The sequence below is a fragment of the Burkholderia ubonensis genome (genome assembly GCF_902833085.1).
In the GTDB taxonomy this organism is placed as follows: Bacteria; Pseudomonadota; Gammaproteobacteria; order Burkholderiales; family Burkholderiaceae; genus Burkholderia; species Burkholderia ubonensis.
In genome coordinates, this window is the sequence record NZ_CADFEB010000005.1 from 274,647 (window position 1) to 293,869 (window position 19,223).

The following is a 19,223-nucleotide window of genomic DNA, read 5'->3' on the forward strand; positions in this document are numbered from 1 at the left end:
ACGGCGCGTTCCGGCGCGCAAACAAAAAAAAGCGGCACGCATACCGCCGTGCCGCCAACCCCAACTCTGTTCTTATTGCGTCTGTTGCGCGTGCTGCGTGATCAGAACTTCATCCCGACGCCCACGCCGACGATCAGCGGATCGATGTGCAGCGTGCCGATCGGCTTGTCGCCGAGCGTCGCGTCGGTGCTCATCCAGATCTTCTTCACGTCGACGTTGACGAACACCTTCTTCGTCACCTGCACGTCGAGGCCGAACTGCAGCGCCGGGCCGAAGCTGCTCTTGTTGATCGACACGCCCTGCCCGCCGACGTTGAGTCCGTTGTTGTAGAAGTACGTGTAGTTCAGGCCCGCACCGACATACGGACGCACCTTGCCGGCATGGTTGAAGTGATACTGCAGCAGCAGCGTCGGCGGCAGCACGTTCACGCCGCCGAGGTTGCCGAGGTTCGACGTCATCTGGTGCCGCGACGTGCCGAGAATCAGCTCGACGCCCAGGTAGTCGCGGATCATGTACGTGAAATCGAGCTCCGGCACGATCGCGTTCTTCACGCCGACGTTGATCGCGCCCAGCGTGTCGCTGCCGCGCTCGTTCGGCTGAATGCTGATCGCGCGCAGGCGGGCCAGAAAATCACCCTGGTAAATACCGTCGCCCTGCGATGCTGCGTGCGACACCGCCGGCATCGCGGCAAGACCCGCAGCGCATGCCGCGGCGGTAACAAATTTTTGAATCGTCTTATGCATCTGTATGGACCCCCAAAGAACGGAATCCATTCTGCCGGGAGGGTCTTGGGTGCGTTTTGATGTTCGTCAAGCCAGCGTAAACGCTGGACGGTTTGTCGCAGGCTCGCCCGCGCTGCCCGTGAGCAGCAGGTCGAGCAGATCGCGCACGCTGCGGATCGCACGGCCGAACGGCAGCGCTTCGCGGCCGCGGAAGAACAGCCCGTTCGCGACGTCGCCGCGCAACGCGGCCGCGAGGCGCGTATCGATGCAGAAGTGCCCGAACTTCTCGATGCCGTCGCGCAGCCCGCACACGCTCAGGCATTCGAGCGCGGCCGGACAGCGCAGCTTCAGCGCGCCGAGCTTCTCGCGTATGCGCGCCTCGTTGCGCAGGTAGCGCTCGAGCCACGGCGTCTTCACCGCGCGCGCGGGCAGGCCCGTCACGCTGACGAACTCGACGATGTCGTCGGGGCTCGCGTCGGCGAGCACGCGCTTGAAATTCGGATGGGCGTCGCCTTCCGCGGTGACCGCGAACGGCGTGCCGATCTGCACGCCGTTCGCGCCGGCGGCCAGCGCGTCGCGCACCGCGTCGTGACTGTTGATCCCGCCGGCGACGATCAGCGGAATTCGCTCGCGCTCGAGGCCGAGCGACGCGATCACCTGCGTGGTCTCGTCGAGCACGCGCGCGAAATCGAAGCGCGCGTCGTGCATGTCGTCGAGCTGCGTGACGCCAAGATGGCCGCCCGCGTGCGCGGGATGCTCGATCACGATCGCATCCGGCAGCCGGCCCTTCTTCATCCACTTCTTCAGCACGAGCGCGATGCCGCGGCTGTCCGACAGGATCGGAACCAGCGCGATGTCGCGGCCGTGCGTCAGGTCCGGCAGGTCGAGCGGCAGGCCCGCGCCCATCACGATCGCGTCCGCGCCTTCGTCGCAAGCGACGCGCACGTAGTCCGCATGCGCGCGGACCGCCTTCATCACGTTGACGGCGATCATCCCGCGCCCTTCGCCATAGGTTTTCGCGAGACGGATCTCGCGCGCGAGCGCCTCGAGATTCGCGGCTTCGAGCGTGGCGCGGTCCGGTTGCGCGCGGCAGCGCGCGAGCAGGTCCGCATGGTGATGCCGCAGGTCGATGCTCGCGATCGTGCCGAGCGCGCCTTCGCGCGCGACGCTGCCGGCGAGGCGATGCGCGGACACGCCGACGCCCATGCCGCCTTGCACGATCGGCAGCAGCGAACGGCCGCGAATCACGAGCGGCGGGAAGGAAGTGCGTGCGGACATCGGGTACCTCGTCGAACATCGGGAAATGCGATGATCGGCGCGTCCGCCGACGCGCACCTTGAGCGGCGTCAAGAAAAAACGGCACGCGCGGTGCGTGCCGTTTTCAGAAATCGCGCGTCGTGCCGTTCAGGCGGGCTTCGCCGGCTTCAGCTGCATCGACTTGTATTCGAGGTATTCCTCGAGTCCGTAGACGCCGTTCTCGCGCCCATGGCCCGACTGCTTGAAGCCGCCGAACGGCGCGGCCATGTTCCACGTGCCGCCGTTGATGTCGACCTGCCCGGTGCGCATGCGCCGCGCGACGCGCAGCGCGCGCTCGTCGCTGCCCGCCCACACCGCGCCGCCGAGGCCGTACGGCGAGTCGTTCGCGATGCGGACCGCTTCCTCCTCGTCGCGATACGTGATGATCGACAGCACGGGCCCGAAGATTTCCTCCTGCGCGATCGTCGATTTCGGATCGACGCGGCCGAACACGGTCGGCTTCACGAAGAAGCCCTTCTCGATGCCGTCAGGCAGGCCGACGCCGCCCGTCACGAGCTCGGCGCCTTCGTCGATGCCGCGCTGGATGTACGACTGCACGCGCTGCTGCTGCGCGGCCGACGCGAGCGCGCCGAGACGCGTCGCCTCCTGCCGCGGGTCGCCGGCGACGTACGCTTCGGCCGCGGTCTTCGCCAGCGCGCGCGCCTCGTCGTAACGCGCCTGCGGCACGAGCATCCGCGTGTGTGCCGAACAGGTCTGCCCGGCGTTCAGGTAGCACGCGTTGACCGTGCCCTTCACCGCCGCCGCGAAGTCGGCGTCGTCGAGGATCACCGACGCCGACTTGCCGCCCAGCTCGAGCGCGACGCGCTTGACGCTCGCGGCGGCCAGCTCGGCCACGCGCTTGCCCGCGCGCGTCGAGCCGGTGAACGACACCATGTCGACGTCGGGATCGGTCGCGAGCACTTCGCCGACGACGGGCCCGTAGCCGCACACGAGGTTGAATACGCCGGCCGGCAGCCCCGCGGCATCGATCGCCTCGGCGAGCATGAACGCGTTGAGCGGCGCGACTTCGGACGGCTTGAGGACCACCGTGCAGCCGGCCGCGAGCGCCGGCGCGACCTTCAGCGTGATCTGGTTGAGCGGGTAGTTCCACGGCGTGATCGCCGCGACGACGCCGACCGGCTCGCGCACGACGAGCGAATTGCCCACTTGCGCGTCGAACTCGAACGACTCCGCGAGCTTCGCATACGCGTTCCAGTTGTAGATCGGCCCGCCGACCTGAATCGCACGCGACAGCTTGATCGGCATCCCGACTTCGCCCGTGATCGACTGCGCCAGCTCCTCGCTGCGCGCCTGCAGATGCTCGGCGATCTTGCGCAGATACGCGGCGCGGGTCGCGGGCGGGGTCGCGGCCCAGCCGTCGAACGCGGCGCGCGCGGCGCGGATCGCCGCCTGCGCATCGGCCGGCTGCCCTTCCGGAATCCGGCCGATCACGGCCTCGGTGCCCGAATCGATCACGTCGATCGTGCCGGCGCCCGCCGGTTGGCGCCAGGCGCCGTCGATATAGAACTGGTCGTAGGTTTTCATCGTCGTGTTCCGTCTCCGTGGAAACGACCATTTTAGCGAGCGCGGAACGCGCGTGACGGCATGCGGCGCCGGCGCGGCGATCCGCGCGGTGCAGGATGACGCCGCGCCGCCATGCGCCCCCCTATCCGCACCAGTCCGGGTGCGCGGCATGGTCCGCATCGTGCTATGTTTTTAGTATCGGCACCGGCGCCTTGCGCCCGGCCGCCACCCGGAATCGACGCTTATCGTGAGCGCTGCCATGACCGACGCCCGTCCCACCCTCGGCTCGCACGACCGCCTGGAGCTCCTCTGCTGGCTCACCTGCGGCAATCTCGGCGCGTACTACCTCAATGAGGCATGGCCGGATTCCGCGTTCCAGGTACAGGCCGCGCACCGCTGGCTCGACCGCCATCACCGCATGGCCGACTGGCTGGCGATCGCGAAGCTGTCCGCGCTCGCGCAGGACATCGCGAAACGCCACGCCGGCTTCGTCGACGCGGCCTGGGCGCGCGACGCGGTCGAGGAGATCGTCGACACCGACGACCTGAACTATCAGGCGCGGCTCGTGCAATGGGTGTACGACGACTGCTGCAAGGCGCTCGCGGACCAGCGGCTGGCGGATTGACGACGAGGCGGACATGCGGCGCACGGATCGATGCTCGGGCGCCGTGCCTGCAGCCCAACTGAACCTCGAACCTGCAAGGATGATCGCGTGACACGCGCATACCGACTTTCGCTGATCGCCGGCGCCTTCGCCGTGCTTGCCGCCTCGGCCCGCGCGGCCACCCCGGCGGCGCCCGCCAGCGCATGCCCGTCGCCATCGTTCGACCGATACCCGGCTCGCGCCGTGCGCGCGCCGCGCACGCTGCCCGACGCGCCTCGGCTGCGCAGCAAGGAAGCCCGCCTCTACCGTACCGTCATTCGAGGCGAATTCACGGAACCCGCCAATTTTGCCGGTCACTACCGCGTCGCCGTGTGGGGTTGCGGGACGGACTGCCGGAATTTCGCGATCGTCGACAAGTACACGGGAACGACCTACACGATGCCCGGCGTGCAGGAGATCTCGGGGGTGATGGGCAATGGCGACGAGCGGCTCGACTTCCGGAGCGGCAGCACGTTGCTGATCGTTTCGGGCTGCTTCAACGACGACTGCGACCACGGCAACGCCAAGGCGGCCCGGTTCTTTTACGAATGGACCGGCACGCGGTTGCGCCTTGCCGGCACGTGCCCGCTGGACATCGAGCCGGCCGAGTGATTGGCGACCTGCCGGTTCGCCGCTCGGCGCGCCGGCTCGTCGCGACACATGCGCTTCGCCACCTTCATGCAGGGCGCCCGTCCACTGATACGGCATGCCCGCCCCGACGACGCGCTGACTGCCGCTGAAACCGCCATTCGGCGTCCCCTTCCGATTCCCTGCAACGCGGCCTGCACGCCGGCGGCCATCGCCTTCCGGCCTGCGAACGTCGTCGCGGTCGAACCTCTGCCGTTCGCCGCCTTTCGCCCCTCGGATACCTGCACCTGGCGATACGGCCCGCGCAACGTCGAAGCGCATTGTTGCAGCGCTATGCATACAAGCCTTTTCCCGAGCGTCCAAACCTTTTGCTCGGGGGTAATTTTTTGATATTCCGCAGATCAATGCGATCTGATATTCTGCGCGGCAGCCGGCGATACCGCGTCGCGCCTTGTCACCGGGGTGCCGCATGCGCCGCTGCAGTGCAGCGATTCGGGCCAGGCAAAACAATCGTGAGAAGTCGGTAAATCAGACCGGTCGCGTAGAACGCGAATTGACACAGCGACCGAAAGACAACCGAAAGCTTGATGTCGGATCGCAATCCGCAACGCCTGCACGTATCCACCATGCTGCCCCGACCATCCGCACTTGCCGACGCGCACATTCTTGTCGTCGACGACCAGCCGGACCAGCTTCACCTGTTGATCACCATCCTGCGCCGTGCCGGCTACCGGATCAGCATTGCATTCGATGGATCACAGGCGTATCAGCGGGCGCTGGCGATCTCGCCCGACCTGATCCTGATGGACGTCCGGATGCCGCGCATGGATGGCTTCGCGGCCTGCCGGCTGCTTGCCGAAACGCCCGGCACGTGCGCGATTCCGATCATTTTCCTGACGGTGGCCGGCGACCTCGACGAGCGTCTCGAGGGGCTGGAGATCGGCGGCGTCGACTACGTGCTGAAGCCGTTCGAGCCTGCCGAGGTTCTTGCGCGGATTCGCATCCACCTCGGCCGCGCGAAAGGCGGCCGGCATGCCGAAGCCGATCCGGCTGAGTCGGACCCCACCGGCAACAACGCCATCGTTCGCGCGGCCATTCGGCATCTTTCGCAAAGACTGAGCGACCCGCCCACGGTCGAACGGCTCGCCCACCTGGTCGGCACCCATGAAAAGCGGCTGACGCGCGCATTCCGGGACACCCTTGGCCAGACCGTATTCGAGTATCTGCGCAACGAACGTTTGCGGATTGCTCAAGGCCTGCTGAGTACCACGCCGTTGAGCATCGCCCAGATTGCCGAAGAAATCGGCTTTTCGAGCCCCGCGAATTTCGCCACGGCGTTTCGCGAGCGATTTGACGTCACGCCGTCGGCCTACCGGGACGAATGTCGTTCATGTCGCTTGCAGGAGCCGGCCGTCATCCTGGATGCCCGATCTTGATCTCGGCTAGCGCCGCGACAACGACCGTCATGTGGCGACGGTTGCTCTTGCTGTTCCTGTGCCTGTGCGGGTGGGTGTCGTGCGCCTTTGCCGTGCTGCCCGATGCGTCCGCCCAACCGATCCCGCAGCGTGCTTCGCTGGACCGGATTCAGGTATTCGAAGACGTGTCGGGCCGGATGCGGCTGGACGACGTACTCGCGCTGCCGACCGAACGCCCGGGCGGGTTTCGCTCCGTGCGGCAGGACGGATTGAAACCCGGCTTCTCGCATTCGGCGTGGTGGCTGCGGGTGACCGTGACCAACCGCGGCACGACGGAATCGTCGCTCGTCCTTGCGCTCATGGAACCGCGCCTCGTGCACGTGGACTTCCATATCGGAAGGGGCGGCCATCGGACACCTGACGGCATCGATGCCGTCGCGGCGCCGGCAGCGCGGCCATCGGCATCCCGCAATCCATTGACGCGATTCACCCTCGGTCCCGGCGAGCAGGCCGTCGTCCTGATTCGCGTGACGGGCGATACCGCGCTCGCGCTCGAGCCGAAGCTGTATGCGGCCGCGGAATACGACGCGTTCGAGAAGCGCGCGGCGCTTTGGGGCGGCGGCCTGATCGGCGGCATCCTGGCGCTCGGATGGTGCGCGTTGCTGATCGCCTGTTTCTCGCGCAGCGTCTCGTTTCTCCTGCTCGCGGCCGTCTGTTTCATGACGGCATCGTATGAAGCCGCCGTGCGCGGTTATACGAAAGTCTATCTATGGCCGCACGCAGTCGAATGGAGCGCCCGCAGCGTTTCGGTGTTCGGCTGCATCAGCCTGCTGCTGTTCATCGTCTTCATCCTGCGCATCGCCCACGGCGAGCGAACCATGCTCCCCGCGCGCCGCGTGCTGCTCGGATTCGCGGTCCTGGAGGGCGTCACGGCGGCAGGCGCCGCGTTCGGGAATCTGTACTTTTTCGCGCAGGTCAGCCTGGCCGTCAACGGGATGTTCGGCATCGTCGAAGTGGGCGTTGCCGCCGTGCTCTCGCGCCAGGCTACGCCCACCGCACGGATCATGCTGATCACGGTGGGCTTCGGGTTGTTCAACTTTGCGTTGCACCTGGTCGAGACGCTCGGCTTCCTGCCGGCCGGCCTGGCATGGCTGAATGCCGACATTCGTCCGAACCCCGTCATCGCCGTGATTGGACTGGCCAATCATCTCGTCGTGCTCGCCGCATGGATCAACCACGTCGGGAAACAGCGGCAGGAGGCGCGGGAGGAACTTGCCGACTGGCAGCGAAGCGAGCACGAACGGCTGCGGCACGAGGTCGCGCAGCGCACGGCGGCATTGAACGCGGCCTTGCTCGACGCGGAAGAGAAAAACCAGCAGAAGATCGAAACCCTCGGCTATGTGAGTCACGACCTTCGCGCCCCGCTTGCGACGATTGCCGGCTACGCCGGACTGCTGCTGGACGCCGCCGATTCGAAGCAGGCCAACCTGATCCGCGCGATCGAGCGCAGCGTGAGCTATCAACTCGGCCTGATCGACGAGCTGATCGGGTATGCGAAAGCCGAGCTGCAGCCGCTGGACATCGCCCCGGCGCCAACGGACCTGCTCGCGCTGCTGAACGACATCGCCGAATATGCGATCGCACTCTGTACGCAACTGAACAACCAGTTCCACTATCAGGCGCTGACGTCATTGCCTCGCCGGGTGGCGATCGATGGCCGCCGGCTGCAGCAGGTGCTGCTCAACCTGCTGTCCAACGCGTCCAAATTCACCCGTGACGGCATCGTCATGATGACCGTGCGAGCGCGCCGGCAGGACGACCGCTGGCTGATCGGATTCGACGTCGCGGATACCGGCATCGGGATCGGCATCGAGCAACAGTCGAGCCTCTTTTCGGCCTTTCGCCAGATGCAGTCGATGAACGGCACCACGGGCCTCGGGCTGTTCATTGCGCAGCGCATCGTCACCACGATGGGCGGCGACCTGCGCGTGTCGAGCGCGCCTGCTCGCGGCACCTCGTTTTCGTTCGAGATCGTCGTGGCCGCCGCGGAGGCTGGCGCTGCGGCGACGTCGAACGTCATCCCCTATTCGTCCTTCGGTTCCGCCGACATGGGCTTGCGACGCGATCGCCCGCCGGCGATTGCCGTTCCACCCGAAAGCGACCGCCGGGAACTGGCGGTTCTCGCGAAAGACGGACGCCTGACCGACATCGAGCAATGGATCGACAGCACGAGCCGCGTTCACCCCGCAGCCACGGCGTTTCTGGCTGAGATCCGGCTCAGTCTCGACGCACTGGATTTCTCGGGCATCGAAGCGCTCGCGCTGGCGCCTCACGAGCGTCCGGTACATTGAAAAAACCGAAGGCCCGCTACCGGCAAATTGCCGATGCGGGCCTTGGGGGATTCCGATGGCGTCAGCCTATGCACTCGGCTCCAAGTTCCTCGAGGACATTACTGGCACGACAACACCACAACGCCGCCAGCATGGTATTGGCCTCCATTCTTTCCCAATATTGTTGGGAGGTGGTTTTCGGATGAGGTGCTTTGCCTCACGTGTGATTAGGCGCGCGCGATGGACGCTGCGATGACGCACTGGATATGCCTGAAGTTCTCCTTTCGAAGTTTGCGCGGGACCGTTCACAGAGCCTGTTTTGCAAGATCGAAATGGCGCGAAGAAATCAGGCAGGTCGCAACTACCGCGTTTCTCCGTTATTAATGGAGCGTGCGGCCCCGCCTATGGATACAACAAAAAGCCCGCCGGGTTGCAAACCGGGCGGGCCTCTTGGGTACAACTGGGTACATCAGGTCTGGTACATCGGACGGACCGTTACGCCTGCCCCTGGCTCGCGAGGAAGTCCTCGTAATTCCCGCCGAAGTCGGTCAGCGTGCCATGCGTGGTCACTTCGATGATCCGGTTCGCCAGCCCGCTCACGAACTCACGGTCGTGCGACACGAAGATCAGCGTGCCTTCGAACTTCTCGAGCGCGATCTGCAGCGACTCGATCGATTCCATGTCCATGTGGTTGGTCGGCTCGTCCATCAACAGCACGTTGTGGCGGCCGAGCATCAGCTTGCCCCAGATCATGCGGCCCTTCTCGCCGCCCGACAGCACCTTCACCGACTTCTTGATGTCGTCCGCCGAGAACAGCAGGCGGCCGAGCGTGCCGCGCACCATCGTCTCGTCGTCGCCGTCCTTGCGGTACTGGTCGATCCAGTCCATCAGCACGACGTCGTCCGGAAACTCCTCGTACGTATCCTGCGGCATGTAGCCGACGTTCGCGTTCTCGGACCACTTCACCGTGCCGTGGTCGAGCACGAGTGCGCCGAGCAGCGAGCGCAGCAGCGTCGTCTTGCCCGCACCGTTCTCGCCGATGATCGCGATGCGCTCGCCCGGCTGCACCGACAGGTTGAAGTTCTGGAAGATCGTGCGTTCGTACTTCTTCGTGATCTCTTCCGCGACGACCGCGACGTTGTGCAGCTTCTTCTCGAACTCGAAGCGGATGAACGGGTTCTGGCGCGACGACGGCTTGAATTCCTCGATCTTGATCTTGTCGATCTGCTTCGCGCGGCTGGTCGCCTGGCGGGCCTTCGACTTGTTCGCCGAGAAGCGGCGCACGAAGTCCTGCAGTTCCGCGACGCGCTCCTTGGCGCGGGTGTTTGCCGCAGCCTGCCGCTCGCGCGCCTGCGCCGACGCGAGCATGTAGTCGTCGTAGTTGCCCGGCCAGACCTTCAGCGTGCCGAAGTCCATGTCGGCCATATGCGTGCACACCGAGTTCAGGAAGTGACGATCGTGCGAGATGATGATCATCGTCGAGTTGTACTCGTTGAGCATGCTCTCCAACCAACGGATCGAGTTGATGTCGAGGTTGTTGGTCGGTTCGTCGAGCAGCAGCACGTCCGGCTTCGAGAACAGCGCCTGCGCGAGCAGCACGCGCAGCTTCCAGCCCGGCGCGACGTCGCTCATGGGGCCGGTGTGGAATTTCTCCTCGATGCCGATGCCGAGCAGCAGCGCGCCCGCGCGCGCCTCGGCGTCGTAGCCGCCGTACTCGGCGAACTTCGCCTCGAGTTCGGCCGCGTGCATGTAGTCGTCATCGGTCGCTTCGGGGTTCGCGTAGATCGCGTCGCGCTCGGTCATGGCGGCCCACATCTCGGTGTGGCCCATCATCACGACGTCGAGCACGCGCACGTCTTCGTACGCGAACTGGTCCTGGCGCAGCTTGCCGAGGCGGACGTTCGGCTCGAGCGCGACGTTGCCGCCGCTCGGCTCCAGATCGCCGCCGAGGATCTTCATGAACGTCGACTTGCCGCAGCCGTTCGCGCCGATCAGGCCATAGCGATTGCCCTCGCCAAATTTGACCGAGATGTTCTCGAACAGGGGCTTCGGCCCGAATTGCATCGTGATATTGGCAGTAGAAAGCACGGCAGATCCCGTTAAGAGGTAATCGACGGAAAACCGGGTATTTTAGCAGGAGTCGGTGAATCGCTGGGTCACACCGCGTCCGGCTGCCGGATAAACGGGGGCGTATCGCAATTTCCGCGGGGGCGGCAGCCGGCGCCGCAGGCGTCGCGGCCGCCGTGCGCGCCCGTCATTTGCCGACCTTCGCCGACACCTTCGTCGGCGTCTTCAGCTGCGCGAACAGCTCGCTGCACGGCACGTCCTTGTTGTTGCTCGGCGCGATCAGCGGGATCAGCGCGGCCAGCGGGTTGATCAGCCCGAGGCCGACCATCGCGCCGGCGCGCAACGCGAGCGCGCCCGCATCGACGCCGACGTCCGGATTCTTGAACGTGCCCTTCACGTACAGCGGCGAGCGCAGCGAGAAGATCCGGAAGCCCTTCGTGTGCGGATGGACCTTCAGGTTCATCGATTCGTCGCGCAGGCTGATCGGGCCGTCGACGTTGATCAGCGCATCGTCGGTGTCGAGCGCAAACACCTTCGTGTCGAGCACGCCGTTGGTCGCCTGGAAATCGACCGCCGCGCAGTTGATCTTCACGTCGCGGCCGCCGAACAGCTTCTCGTAGACGACGTTCGCGACGTTCAGGCCGGCCGCTTCCATCAGCAGCCGGCTGATCGCGCCGTTGGTCACGATCGCCTTCACCTCGCCGTTCGACGTCGCGGCGAGCGCGGCCGGCGAGTTGCCGGTCGCGGACAACGACGCATCGCCGTTGATCTCGCCGAGCGCCGACTGCATCACCTTCTGCGTCGGGAACAGCTGCTTGAGCTTCAGGTGCCGCGCGGCGACCGTGAAGCGGCCCTTGAGCGGCGCGCCGCTGCCGTCGAGATGCGCGGTCGTCGCGAGCGAGCCGCCCGCGACACCGAACTTCAGCGGCTCGAACGACAGCACACCGTCCTGCATCACGACGTGCGTGTACAGGTCGGTGATCGGCAGGTCAGCGCTCTTGATCAGCTTGCGGCCGGTGAACTTGACGTCCGCGTCGAGCGCGCGCCAGCGGTCGGTGCGGAACGCCTCGACCGGCAGCACGCGGCCTGCAGGCTGGCGCGTCGTGTCGCCGCGCTGCGCCTTGCTCGCGGCGGTGTCCGCGCCGATCACCGGCGCGAGGTCGGCGAAGCGCAGCAGGTTCGACACGAGCTCGCCCGACAGCAGCGGACGCGGCTCGCGCTGCGCATAGGCGAGCGTGCCGCTCAGGTCGCTGCCGCCGACCCGGCCGTTGAAGTTCTCGTAGCGGAACGTGCTCGCGTGCGGCTTGAAGTTGCCGATCAGGCGCCCTTCGGTCGCATAGGGCGGCGTGTCCGGCAGCGTGATGCCGGTCAGCGCATACAGGTGCGACATCGTCGTGCCCTGCAGCCACAGGCGCAGGTCGATCGCGGCCAGTTGACGCGGATCGGTCAGCGTGCCGACGATCGCGAGGCGCGTGTCGCCCGCCTTCAGGTCGGCCTGCAGCGGGAACGGCCGCGACGCATCCTCGAGCGCGAGCACGCCGCCGAGCTTGCCGGTGCCGCTGATCGGCACGCCCTTGTAGCGGCCGTCGACCTTCACGCCGAATGCGTACGCGGGGCCGGCCGCCTTGGCGGTCGCGCGGGCGCCGCTCGCGCCGGAAACCGACGCGACCGCCGCGGTGGACGATGCCTGCGTCGCGGACGAAGCCGCCGGCGTGGATGACGCGTCTGCCGCACTTGCCGCCTGCGCGGCAGACGCGCCCGACGCCGCCTCGGCGCTCGCCTTCGCGCTCAACTGCGCGGCGCCATGCTTGCCGACGCGCTGCGCCGACGCCGCACGCGACGTTTCCTCCTGCTCCTTCATCACGTCGCCGAGCGGAATCGGCTGGCCGAGCGTGTCGATCGCGATCGTCAGGTCGGCCTTCGTGATCGCGTCGTGATACGTGACCATGCCCTTCGCGAAGCCGAAGCTGTCGAGCCGCACCTTCCACGGCGACGGCTGGTTCGACTGCTTGAACTGGAAGGTCCACGTGTTGCGGCCGTCGGCGAGCCGTTCGAGATCCACCGCGGGATTGACGACGTCGATCGACGGAATGACGATTTCATGCGCAAGCAGCGGCAGGATCGCGAGATCGAAATGCGCGGCGTCGAGCGTGACGAACTTCGGCGCCTTCGCCCAGTCGGGGTTGCCGATTTCGATTCGTGTCGCGGAGAGGCTCGGCCACGGCACCCACGCGCGCCAGCCGGTTTCGCCGTCGGGGCGGCGCCAGTCGACCCTGAGGTCGCCGTTGATCGCGAACGGGCGGCCGAGCGCCGCGCTCACCTGTTCGTTGACCCACGGTTTCACGTGGTTCCAGTCGAACGTGTAGACAAACACGCCGGCCGCCGCGATCACGACCGCGACGATGCCGACGATCCATGCAGCCGATTTGCCGATGGCTCGAGTAAGCGTCATGGCGGTTCCGTTGTTGTTCTCGATGCATGTCGCGCCATGCCGGGCCGCTTGCGTGTTGCGTGGACGAACGGCGCACGACACCCGCGCGAGCTTTTCGCTGGGTATTATGACGCACGCTTGCGCGCCGCTTCGGCGCCATTAACGCTTTTTTTCATTTGTGACATGACAGCCATCGGCCTCATCGACGCGCGGGGTGTGACCCGGCGGGACGCGAGAAGCGGCAAGATCCTGCTTGCCCCCACCGATTTCAGCCTGCCCGCGGGCGCGCGCGTGGCGATCACCGGGCCTTCGGGGTCGGGAAAGAGCGTGCTGCTGCGCGCGCTCGCGCTGCTCGACCCGCTCGACGGCGGCCGCGTGCTGTGGCGCGGCAAGCCGATCCGCCGCAGTGCGATTCCGCGCTATCGGCGCAGCGTCGCGTATCTGCGCCAGCGCCCCGCGCAGACGGACGGTACGGTCGAATCGCAATTGCGCTATCCGTATTCGCTCGCGGTCTATCGCGACCTGGCGTTCGACCGCGCGCGTGCAGAGCAGCTCGCCGGGCGCGCGGGCCGCGGCGCGGACTTCCTCGACAAGCGCGCGAGCGAGCTGTCGGGCGGCGAGGCGCAGATCGCCGCGCTGCTGCGCGTGCTGCAGCTCGATCCCGACGTGCTGCTGCTCGACGAGCCGACCTCCGCGCTCGATCCGGACTCGACGCGCGCAATCGAGGCGCTCGTCGGCGCGTGGTTCGATGCGGCGCCCGACGCGCGCGCCTACATGTGGATCTCGCACGATCCCGCGCAGGCCGCGCGGATCGGCACGTTGCGGGTGACGATGCAGGCGGGTGTGCCGAGCGCCGCACAAGCCATGGAGGTCGCGCGATGAATTCCGTCCTGCAGGATCTGAGCCTCGTCGACGTCGGCATCGCGGCGGCGCTCGTCGCGGTCAACGGTGCGATCTCGGCCGCGCTGTCGCTCGGGCTCGGCCGCCAGCTCGCGCTCGCCGCGGTGCGCACCGTCGTGCAGCTGCTCGCGATCGGCTATGTGCTCGGCTGGGTGTTCGGGCATGCGCACTGGTACGTCGTGCTGCCGCTCACCGCGCTGATGACGCTGATCGCCGGCTTCGCGGGCGCCGGCCGCGGCAAGCGCACCTATCGCGGGCAGCGCGTCGACAGCATCCTGTCGATCTGGGCCAGCAGCTGGATCGTCGCGGCGATCGGCCTGTTCGTCGTGATCCGCATTCATCCGTGGTACGCGCCGCAGTATGCGATCCCGATTCTCGGGATGATCCTCGGCAATACGCTGACCGGCGTGTCGCTCGGCGTCGAGCGGATGACCGAGGAGCTCACCGCGCGCCGCGACCGCGTGGAAACGGCGCTCGCGTTAGGCGCGACGCGCTGGGAAGCCGCGCAGGACGCCGCGCGCCAGGCCGTGCGCGCCGGCATGCTGCCGACGCTCAACCAGATGGCCGTCGTCGGCGTCGTCAGCCTGCCGGGCATGATGACCGGCCAGGTGCTGGCCGGCCAGTCGCCGCTGCAGGCCGTGCGCTATCAGATCGTCATCATGTTCCTGATCGCCGCGGCGTCCGCGCTCGGCACGGTCGGCGCGGTGCTGCTGACCTATCGGCGGCTGTTCTCCGCCGATCATCGCTTCCTCGCCGCGCGGCTCGAAGAACGCGCGCATTGACATGCATCGGCGTGCCGCTAACGCGCGCGCCGCTTGCCGAGCGCCTGCCGCAGCGCGGCGAGCACGTCGGCGTCGGGCGCCAGCGCGTCGACCGACGCGACGAGCCGCACCGCGCGCGGCGTCGTCACGTAGGCCTGCGCGCCGACATAGCTGCCGCTGCCGGCCGAGCGCGTCGTCACGACGAGCGCCTGCGGCGCCCGCGCGCCGAGGTCGGCCGTGAACGCGTCGGCGATCGTGCCGTCGCGCGGATGCAGCACGCCTGCCACGTAGTCGTCGGTGTCGAAGCCGGGCGCGGCGTGCGCGGTCGAGTACACGCGCACCGCGTAGCTGCCGGTCGAGCACGGCTCGAGCGCGCCGCTCGACACGACGGCCGTCTGTTGCCGCGACGGCAACGCGACCTTCTTCACGAAGCTGCAGTCGTCGGCCGCATGCGCCGGCGCGGCGACGAGTACAGCGCCGGCGAGCAGCGCGCGCATTCGGTCTTTCATCGGGATTCCGTTCGGAGACTGGGGGTAATGCCGGGGAGGATAACGTGACGCCGGCGTGACGTCACGCCGGCGGTCACGAGCGCAGCGTCGCGCGACCGTTTCGTGTCACGCCGCGCTGCGCCCACGCACCGTTCAGCGCTTGATCGACACCGCCACCTTCGTGCCGTCGCTCATCGTGACGGTTTTCGATCCGCCGTTGGACGAGATCGTCAGCCACTTCACCTGGCTCACCGACACGACGTTCGGGCACAGCAGCGACTTGCCGCCGACCGTCACGCTGCGCGTGCCTTTCGGCGCGGCCGCCTGGAAGCTCATCTGCACGTTCGCCATCCCCTTCGCGTCGATCGACGGCGCGAGCCGGACCTGCGTCTGCCGGACCATCGCGCCGTTCGCGTCGCGCGGCAGGCTGCCGGCGTTCGGACATTCGTCCGGCATCGCGACCGCGCCATCGGGCGGCACCGATTTCCAGTTGAAGTCGTCCGTCTCGCCCGAGCGGATCTTGCGCGTCTCCTGCGTACTGCCGAACGTCTTCGAATCGACCTTGACGGTGTATTCGAGCTGCCCGGTACCGCCGCCCTTCAGGCTGCCCTTGACCGGCGGCGCCGCGAACACGCTGGCGCTGACGCACGCCGCCGCGAACGCGATCGACCACGATGCGGCGACCGACACACTGCGTTGGCTCATGCTGACCTCCTTGTTTTGCGGCGCTGGCGCGCGCCGCGCGGTTTTCGATGCATGATGCGCTGCCAGTCTACCGCCAAGCGGCCCGCCATGCGCCACGATCGCATCGGGTGTTACCCCGCTTGCGCTCGCCGCGCATGCCGTGCGTCCGATGCCGCGCTCAGAAGCCGCTCAGCACCAGCTTGCCGATCGCGCGCCCCGCCTCCAGCAGCCGATGTGCGCGCCGCACGTTGTCCGCGTTGATCGGGCCCAGGTGCTCGCCGAGCGTCGTGCGCAGCACGCCGTCGTCGACGAGCCGCGCGACTTCGGTCAGCAGCTTGTGCTGCTCGATCATGTCCGGCGTCTCGAACATCGCGCGCGTGAACATGAATTCCCAGTGAAACGCGGCGCTCTTCGTCTTCAGCAGCTCGACCGGAATCGGCTTCGCATTCTCGACGATCGTGCAGATGCCGCCCTGCGGCCGGATCACCTCGGCCGCCGCCGGGAAGTGCCGGTCGGTATCGTTGAAGATCAGCACGTAGTCGACCTGCGGGTGGCCCGCATCGCGCAGCTGCGCGGGCAGGTCGCCGAAGTGGTCGACGGCCTGGTCGGCGCCGAGCGCGCGCACCCACTGCACCGATTCGGGCCGCGACGCGGTCGCGATCACGTGCAGCTTGCCGAGCGTCTTCGCGAGCTGGATCGCGATCGAGCCGACCCCGCCCGCGCCGCCGATGATCAGCACCGACTTGCCCGCGTCCGCGCCCTGCGGCGACACGCGCAGCCGGTCGAACAGCGCTTCCCACGCGGTCAGCGCGGTGAGCGGCAGCGCGGCGGCCGCCGCGAAGTCGAGCGTGCGCGGCTTCAGCGCGGCGATGCGCTCGTCGACCGCGTGGTATTCGCTGTTCGCGCCCGGCCGCGTGATGCTGCCCGCGTAGAACACCTCGTCGCCCGGCCGGAACAGCGTCACGTCCGCGCCGACCGCGACGACCGTGCCGGCGGCGTCCCAGCCCAGCACGCGCGGCGCGGCTTCGACCTGCGGCTTCGGCGCGCGCACCTTGGTGTCGACCGGATTCACGGAAATCGCCTCGACCTTCACGAGCAGGTCGCGCGGGCCCGGCACGGGCTGCGGCAGCTCGACGTCGAGCAACGCCTGCGGATCGTCGATCGGCAGGTAACGGGTCAGTCCAACGGCTTTCATCATGCGGCTCCTTGCAGGGGATCGATCGGGCCGCGACGGCGGCCCTGTGACACCGCATCGTAGGCCGCGCGATCATTCGCGAAAACCGCTATATTTCCTGAAACATTTTCTTGAATTTCCGAAGAATGGCATCACCCCCCATTCCCGCCCCCGACAAGCCGCTCGACCTGCTCGACGTCGGCCTGTTCGTGCGCGCGGCGCTGCTCGCGAACGTGACCGCCGCCGGCCGCGAGTTCGGCGTATCCGCCGCGGTCGCGAGCGCGCGCATCGCGCAGCTCGAACGCCAGCTCGGCGCCCGCCTGCTGCATCGCACTACGCGCCGCATCAGCCTCACGCAGGACGGCGAGATCTTCATGGCGCGCGCCGAGGCGCTGCTCGCCGCCGCCGACGCCGCGCGCGCGTCGGTCGGCCACGGCCGCACCGAGCCGTACGGGCGCCTGAAGGTGTCGATGTCGTCGTCGTTCGGCCGCCAGCACGTCGCGCCGGTGATCCCTGCCTTCCTGCGCCGCTACCCGTCGGTGTCACTCGACCTGCGGCTGTCCGACGAGATCGTCGACCTGGTCGACGAAGGCATCGACGTCGCGATCCGGCTCGGCGCGCTGAAGGATTCGACGCTGGTCGCGCGCAAGCTCGCCGCGAACCGCCGCGTCGTGTGCTGCTCGCCCGCCTATCTCGCCGAGCACGGCGCGCCGCGCCATCCGGCCGATCTCGCGCAGCACGAATGCGTGATCCTCGGCGACCAGCGCGACTGGTCGTTCGTCACGCCGCAGGGGCCGCTCACGGTGCGCGTCGGCGGCCGGCTCGTCGCGAGCAACGGCGAGGCAATCCGCGAAGCGCTCGTCGACGGCTTCGGGATCGCGATCAAGTCGACCTGGGACGTCGCGCCCCAATTGGCGCGCGGTGCGCTCGTCACCGTGCTCGACGACTACCCGCTCGCCGACGAAGTCGCGATCTGGGCCGTCTACCCGAGCCGCGCGCACGTGCCGCTGAAGACGCTCGCGTTCATTGCGTTTCTCGCCGGGCATTTCGGTGATCCGCCTTACTGGGATCGGGCGGATGCACGATAGACGGCGCGCGTGGCCGGTGCGGGCCGGCTCCGGGGGCGCGCGTGAGTGAGCCCGACTGCCCGCCCGCGATCGCCGCGTGCCGCCGTCCGGCACCCGAGCCGCACCGACCGGCTACAATGTTGCGTTTGCGGCGCAGCCGCCCGCCGCCGGCATCGGGCGGCCCGGTTCGGCGTCCGCAGGCGGCCACGGCCGCCCACGCATTCCATTCGCATTCCAACCCATCCGTCATGATTCAGAATCTCGTCATCCAGAGCGTCGCGCCGTTGTCGGACGCGCATCACAAACCGTTGCTCGCGCTGGCGCGCGGCGCCCGCGTCGTGCAGGTCGACGAGCACGCGCTGCGCATCGAGGGCGCCAACCCGGCGCAGCGGCCCGACATCGACGTGTATTGCGGCACGCACGCGCTCGACTTCGCGTTCGTCGACGCCGGCCGCACGCTGCGCGACTTCGGGCTCGTCGTGATGGACATGGATTCGACGCTGATCACGATCGAATGCATCGACGAGATCGCGGATTTCTGCGGCCTGAAGGCGGAGGTGGCGGCGATCACCGAGGCGTCGATGCGCGGCGAGATCCGCGATTTCAACGAAAGCCTGACGCGCCGCGTCGCGCTGCTCGCCGGCCTCGACGCGCAGGCGCTCGAGCGCGTGTATGACGAGCGGCTGCGGCTGTCGCCGGGCGCGGAAACGATGCTCGCCGGCGCGAAGGCCGCCGGCCTGAAGACGCTGCTCGTGTCGGGCGGCTTCACGTTCTTCACCGAGCGCCTGAAGACGCGGCTCGGCCTCGACTTCGCGCACGCGAACACGCTCGAGATCGTCGACGGCAAGCTGACCGGGAAAGTGATCGGCGAGATCGTCAACGCCGACGTGAAGGCGCGCATGCTGCGCGACACGTGCGCGGCGCTCGGCATCGCGCCGAGCCGCGCGATCGCGATGGGCGACGGCTCGAACGACCTGAAGATGATGGCGGAAGCCGGCCTGTCGGTCGCCTTCCGTGCGAAGCCGATCGTGCGCGACGCGGCGACGGTCGCGTTCGATCACGTCGGCCTCGACGGCCTGCTGCGCCTGTTCTGAAATCAAAACGCCGGCGCGACCTCGGGTCACGCCGGCGTC

The 19,223-nt window shown here is 67.6% G+C and carries 16 protein-coding genes and 1 pseudogene; 8 read left to right on the forward strand and 9 right to left on the reverse strand.

Annotated features, from left to right (window positions below; all coding sequences use genetic code 11):
- Positions 1-101 precede the first annotated feature (101 nt).
- The 3 genes from HWX31_RS15705 to HWX31_RS15715 form a co-directional block, all read right to left on the reverse strand.
- Positions 102-743: an OmpW/AlkL family protein gene (locus tag HWX31_RS15705; protein WP_174960104.1), complete on the reverse strand. Its 642-nt coding sequence runs from the start codon at positions 741-743 to the stop codon at positions 102-104.
- A gap of 66 nt (positions 744-809) precedes the next feature.
- The gene (locus tag HWX31_RS15710; RefSeq protein ID WP_174960106.1) at positions 810-2,000 is read right to left on the reverse strand and encodes an NAD(P)H-dependent flavin oxidoreductase; all 1,191 of its coding nucleotides are present in this window, start codon (positions 1,998-2,000) and stop codon (positions 810-812) included.
- A gap of 126 nt (positions 2,001-2,126) precedes the next feature.
- Positions 2,127-3,563 carry an aldehyde dehydrogenase family protein gene (locus HWX31_RS15715; protein WP_060260362.1) on the reverse strand — a complete coding sequence of 479 codons (1,437 nt, stop codon included), beginning with the start codon at positions 3,561-3,563 and terminating at the stop codon, positions 2,127-2,129.
- A 238-nt stretch (positions 3,564-3,801) separates the two neighbouring features.
- Between HWX31_RS15715 and HWX31_RS15720 the strand changes: the two genes are divergently transcribed.
- Together HWX31_RS15720 and HWX31_RS15725 are read left to right on the forward strand one after the other, a co-directional pair.
- A complete protein-coding gene (locus tag HWX31_RS15720) occupies positions 3,802-4,167 on the forward strand; it encodes a hypothetical protein (protein ID WP_029226536.1) in 366 nt (121 codons plus the stop codon).
- Positions 4,168-4,254: 87 nt separating this feature from the next.
- A complete protein-coding gene (locus HWX31_RS15725) occupies positions 4,255-4,797 on the forward strand; it encodes a hypothetical protein (RefSeq protein WP_174960109.1) in 543 nt (180 codons plus the stop codon).
- An 81-nt stretch (positions 4,798-4,878) separates the two neighbouring features.
- On the opposite strand, the pseudogene HWX31_RS35385 reads toward HWX31_RS15725, so the two are convergent.
- Positions 4,879-5,006: pseudogene (locus HWX31_RS35385) on the reverse strand (YadA-like family protein); the annotation flags it as partial.
- A 393-nt stretch (positions 5,007-5,399) separates the two neighbouring features.
- Between HWX31_RS35385 and HWX31_RS15730 the strand changes: the two are divergent.
- Both HWX31_RS15730 and HWX31_RS15735 read left to right on the forward strand, forming a co-directional pair.
- A complete protein-coding gene (locus HWX31_RS15730; RefSeq protein WP_174960195.1) occupies positions 5,400-6,209 on the forward strand; it encodes a response regulator transcription factor in 810 nt (269 codons plus the stop codon).
- A 47-nt stretch (positions 6,210-6,256) separates the two neighbouring features.
- On the forward strand, positions 6,257-8,539 hold the full coding sequence (locus HWX31_RS15735) for a sensor histidine kinase (protein ID WP_279613151.1): 2,283 nt from the start codon (positions 6,257-6,259) through the stop codon (positions 8,537-8,539).
- A gap of 474 nt (positions 8,540-9,013) precedes the next feature.
- On the opposite strand, the gene HWX31_RS15740 is transcribed toward HWX31_RS15735, so the two are convergent.
- Together HWX31_RS15740 and HWX31_RS15745 are read right to left on the reverse strand one after the other, a co-directional pair.
- Positions 9,014-10,606 (reverse strand): ABC-F family ATPase, encoded by a 1,593-nt coding sequence (locus HWX31_RS15740; RefSeq protein WP_174960111.1) that lies wholly within the window; start codon positions 10,604-10,606, stop codon positions 9,014-9,016.
- Positions 10,607-10,772: 166 nt separating this feature from the next.
- The gene (locus tag HWX31_RS15745; protein WP_174960113.1) at positions 10,773-13,037 is read right to left on the reverse strand and encodes an AsmA family protein; all 2,265 of its coding nucleotides are present in this window, start codon (positions 13,035-13,037) and stop codon (positions 10,773-10,775) included.
- A 162-nt stretch (positions 13,038-13,199) separates the two neighbouring features.
- Between HWX31_RS15745 and HWX31_RS15750 the strand changes: the two genes are divergently transcribed.
- Both HWX31_RS15750 and HWX31_RS15755 read left to right on the forward strand, forming a co-directional pair.
- Entirely contained in the window at positions 13,200-13,898 is a 699-nt protein-coding gene (locus HWX31_RS15750) for an ABC transporter ATP-binding protein (RefSeq protein ID WP_174960115.1), read from the forward strand.
- Complete coding sequence (locus HWX31_RS15755) at positions 13,895-14,698, forward strand: ABC transporter permease (RefSeq protein ID WP_042584126.1); 804 nt, start codon at positions 13,895-13,897, stop codon at positions 14,696-14,698. The genes HWX31_RS15750 and HWX31_RS15755 overlap by 4 nt, the downstream gene beginning before the upstream one ends.
- 17 nt (positions 14,699-14,715) lie before the next feature.
- Here the strand turns inward: HWX31_RS15755 and HWX31_RS15760 are convergent, their stop codons facing one another.
- The 3 genes from HWX31_RS15760 to HWX31_RS15770 form a co-directional block, all read right to left on the reverse strand.
- Positions 14,716-15,186, reverse strand: coding sequence for a PliI family lysozyme inhibitor of I-type lysozyme (locus HWX31_RS15760; RefSeq protein ID WP_174960117.1), 471 nt, complete (start codon positions 15,184-15,186; stop codon positions 14,716-14,718).
- A 132-nt stretch (positions 15,187-15,318) separates the two neighbouring features.
- Complete coding sequence (locus tag HWX31_RS15765) at positions 15,319-15,870, reverse strand: DUF6013 family protein (protein ID WP_059611703.1); 552 nt, start codon at positions 15,868-15,870, stop codon at positions 15,319-15,321.
- A gap of 157 nt (positions 15,871-16,027) precedes the next feature.
- On the reverse strand, positions 16,028-17,044 hold the full coding sequence (locus tag HWX31_RS15770; RefSeq protein WP_174960119.1) for a zinc-binding alcohol dehydrogenase family protein: 1,017 nt from the start codon (positions 17,042-17,044) through the stop codon (positions 16,028-16,030).
- A gap of 125 nt (positions 17,045-17,169) precedes the next feature.
- Here HWX31_RS15770 and HWX31_RS15775 point away from each other — a divergent pair, with 125 nt between their 5' ends.
- Positions 17,170-18,111: a LysR family transcriptional regulator gene (locus tag HWX31_RS15775; RefSeq protein ID WP_174960121.1), complete on the forward strand. Its 942-nt coding sequence runs from the start codon at positions 17,170-17,172 to the stop codon at positions 18,109-18,111.
- Positions 18,112-18,338: 227 nt separating this feature from the next.
- Positions 18,339-19,184, forward strand: coding sequence for a phosphoserine phosphatase SerB (gene serB, locus HWX31_RS15780; protein ID WP_059752373.1), 846 nt, complete (start codon positions 18,339-18,341; stop codon positions 19,182-19,184).
- Positions 19,185-19,223: the final 39 nt, after the last annotated feature.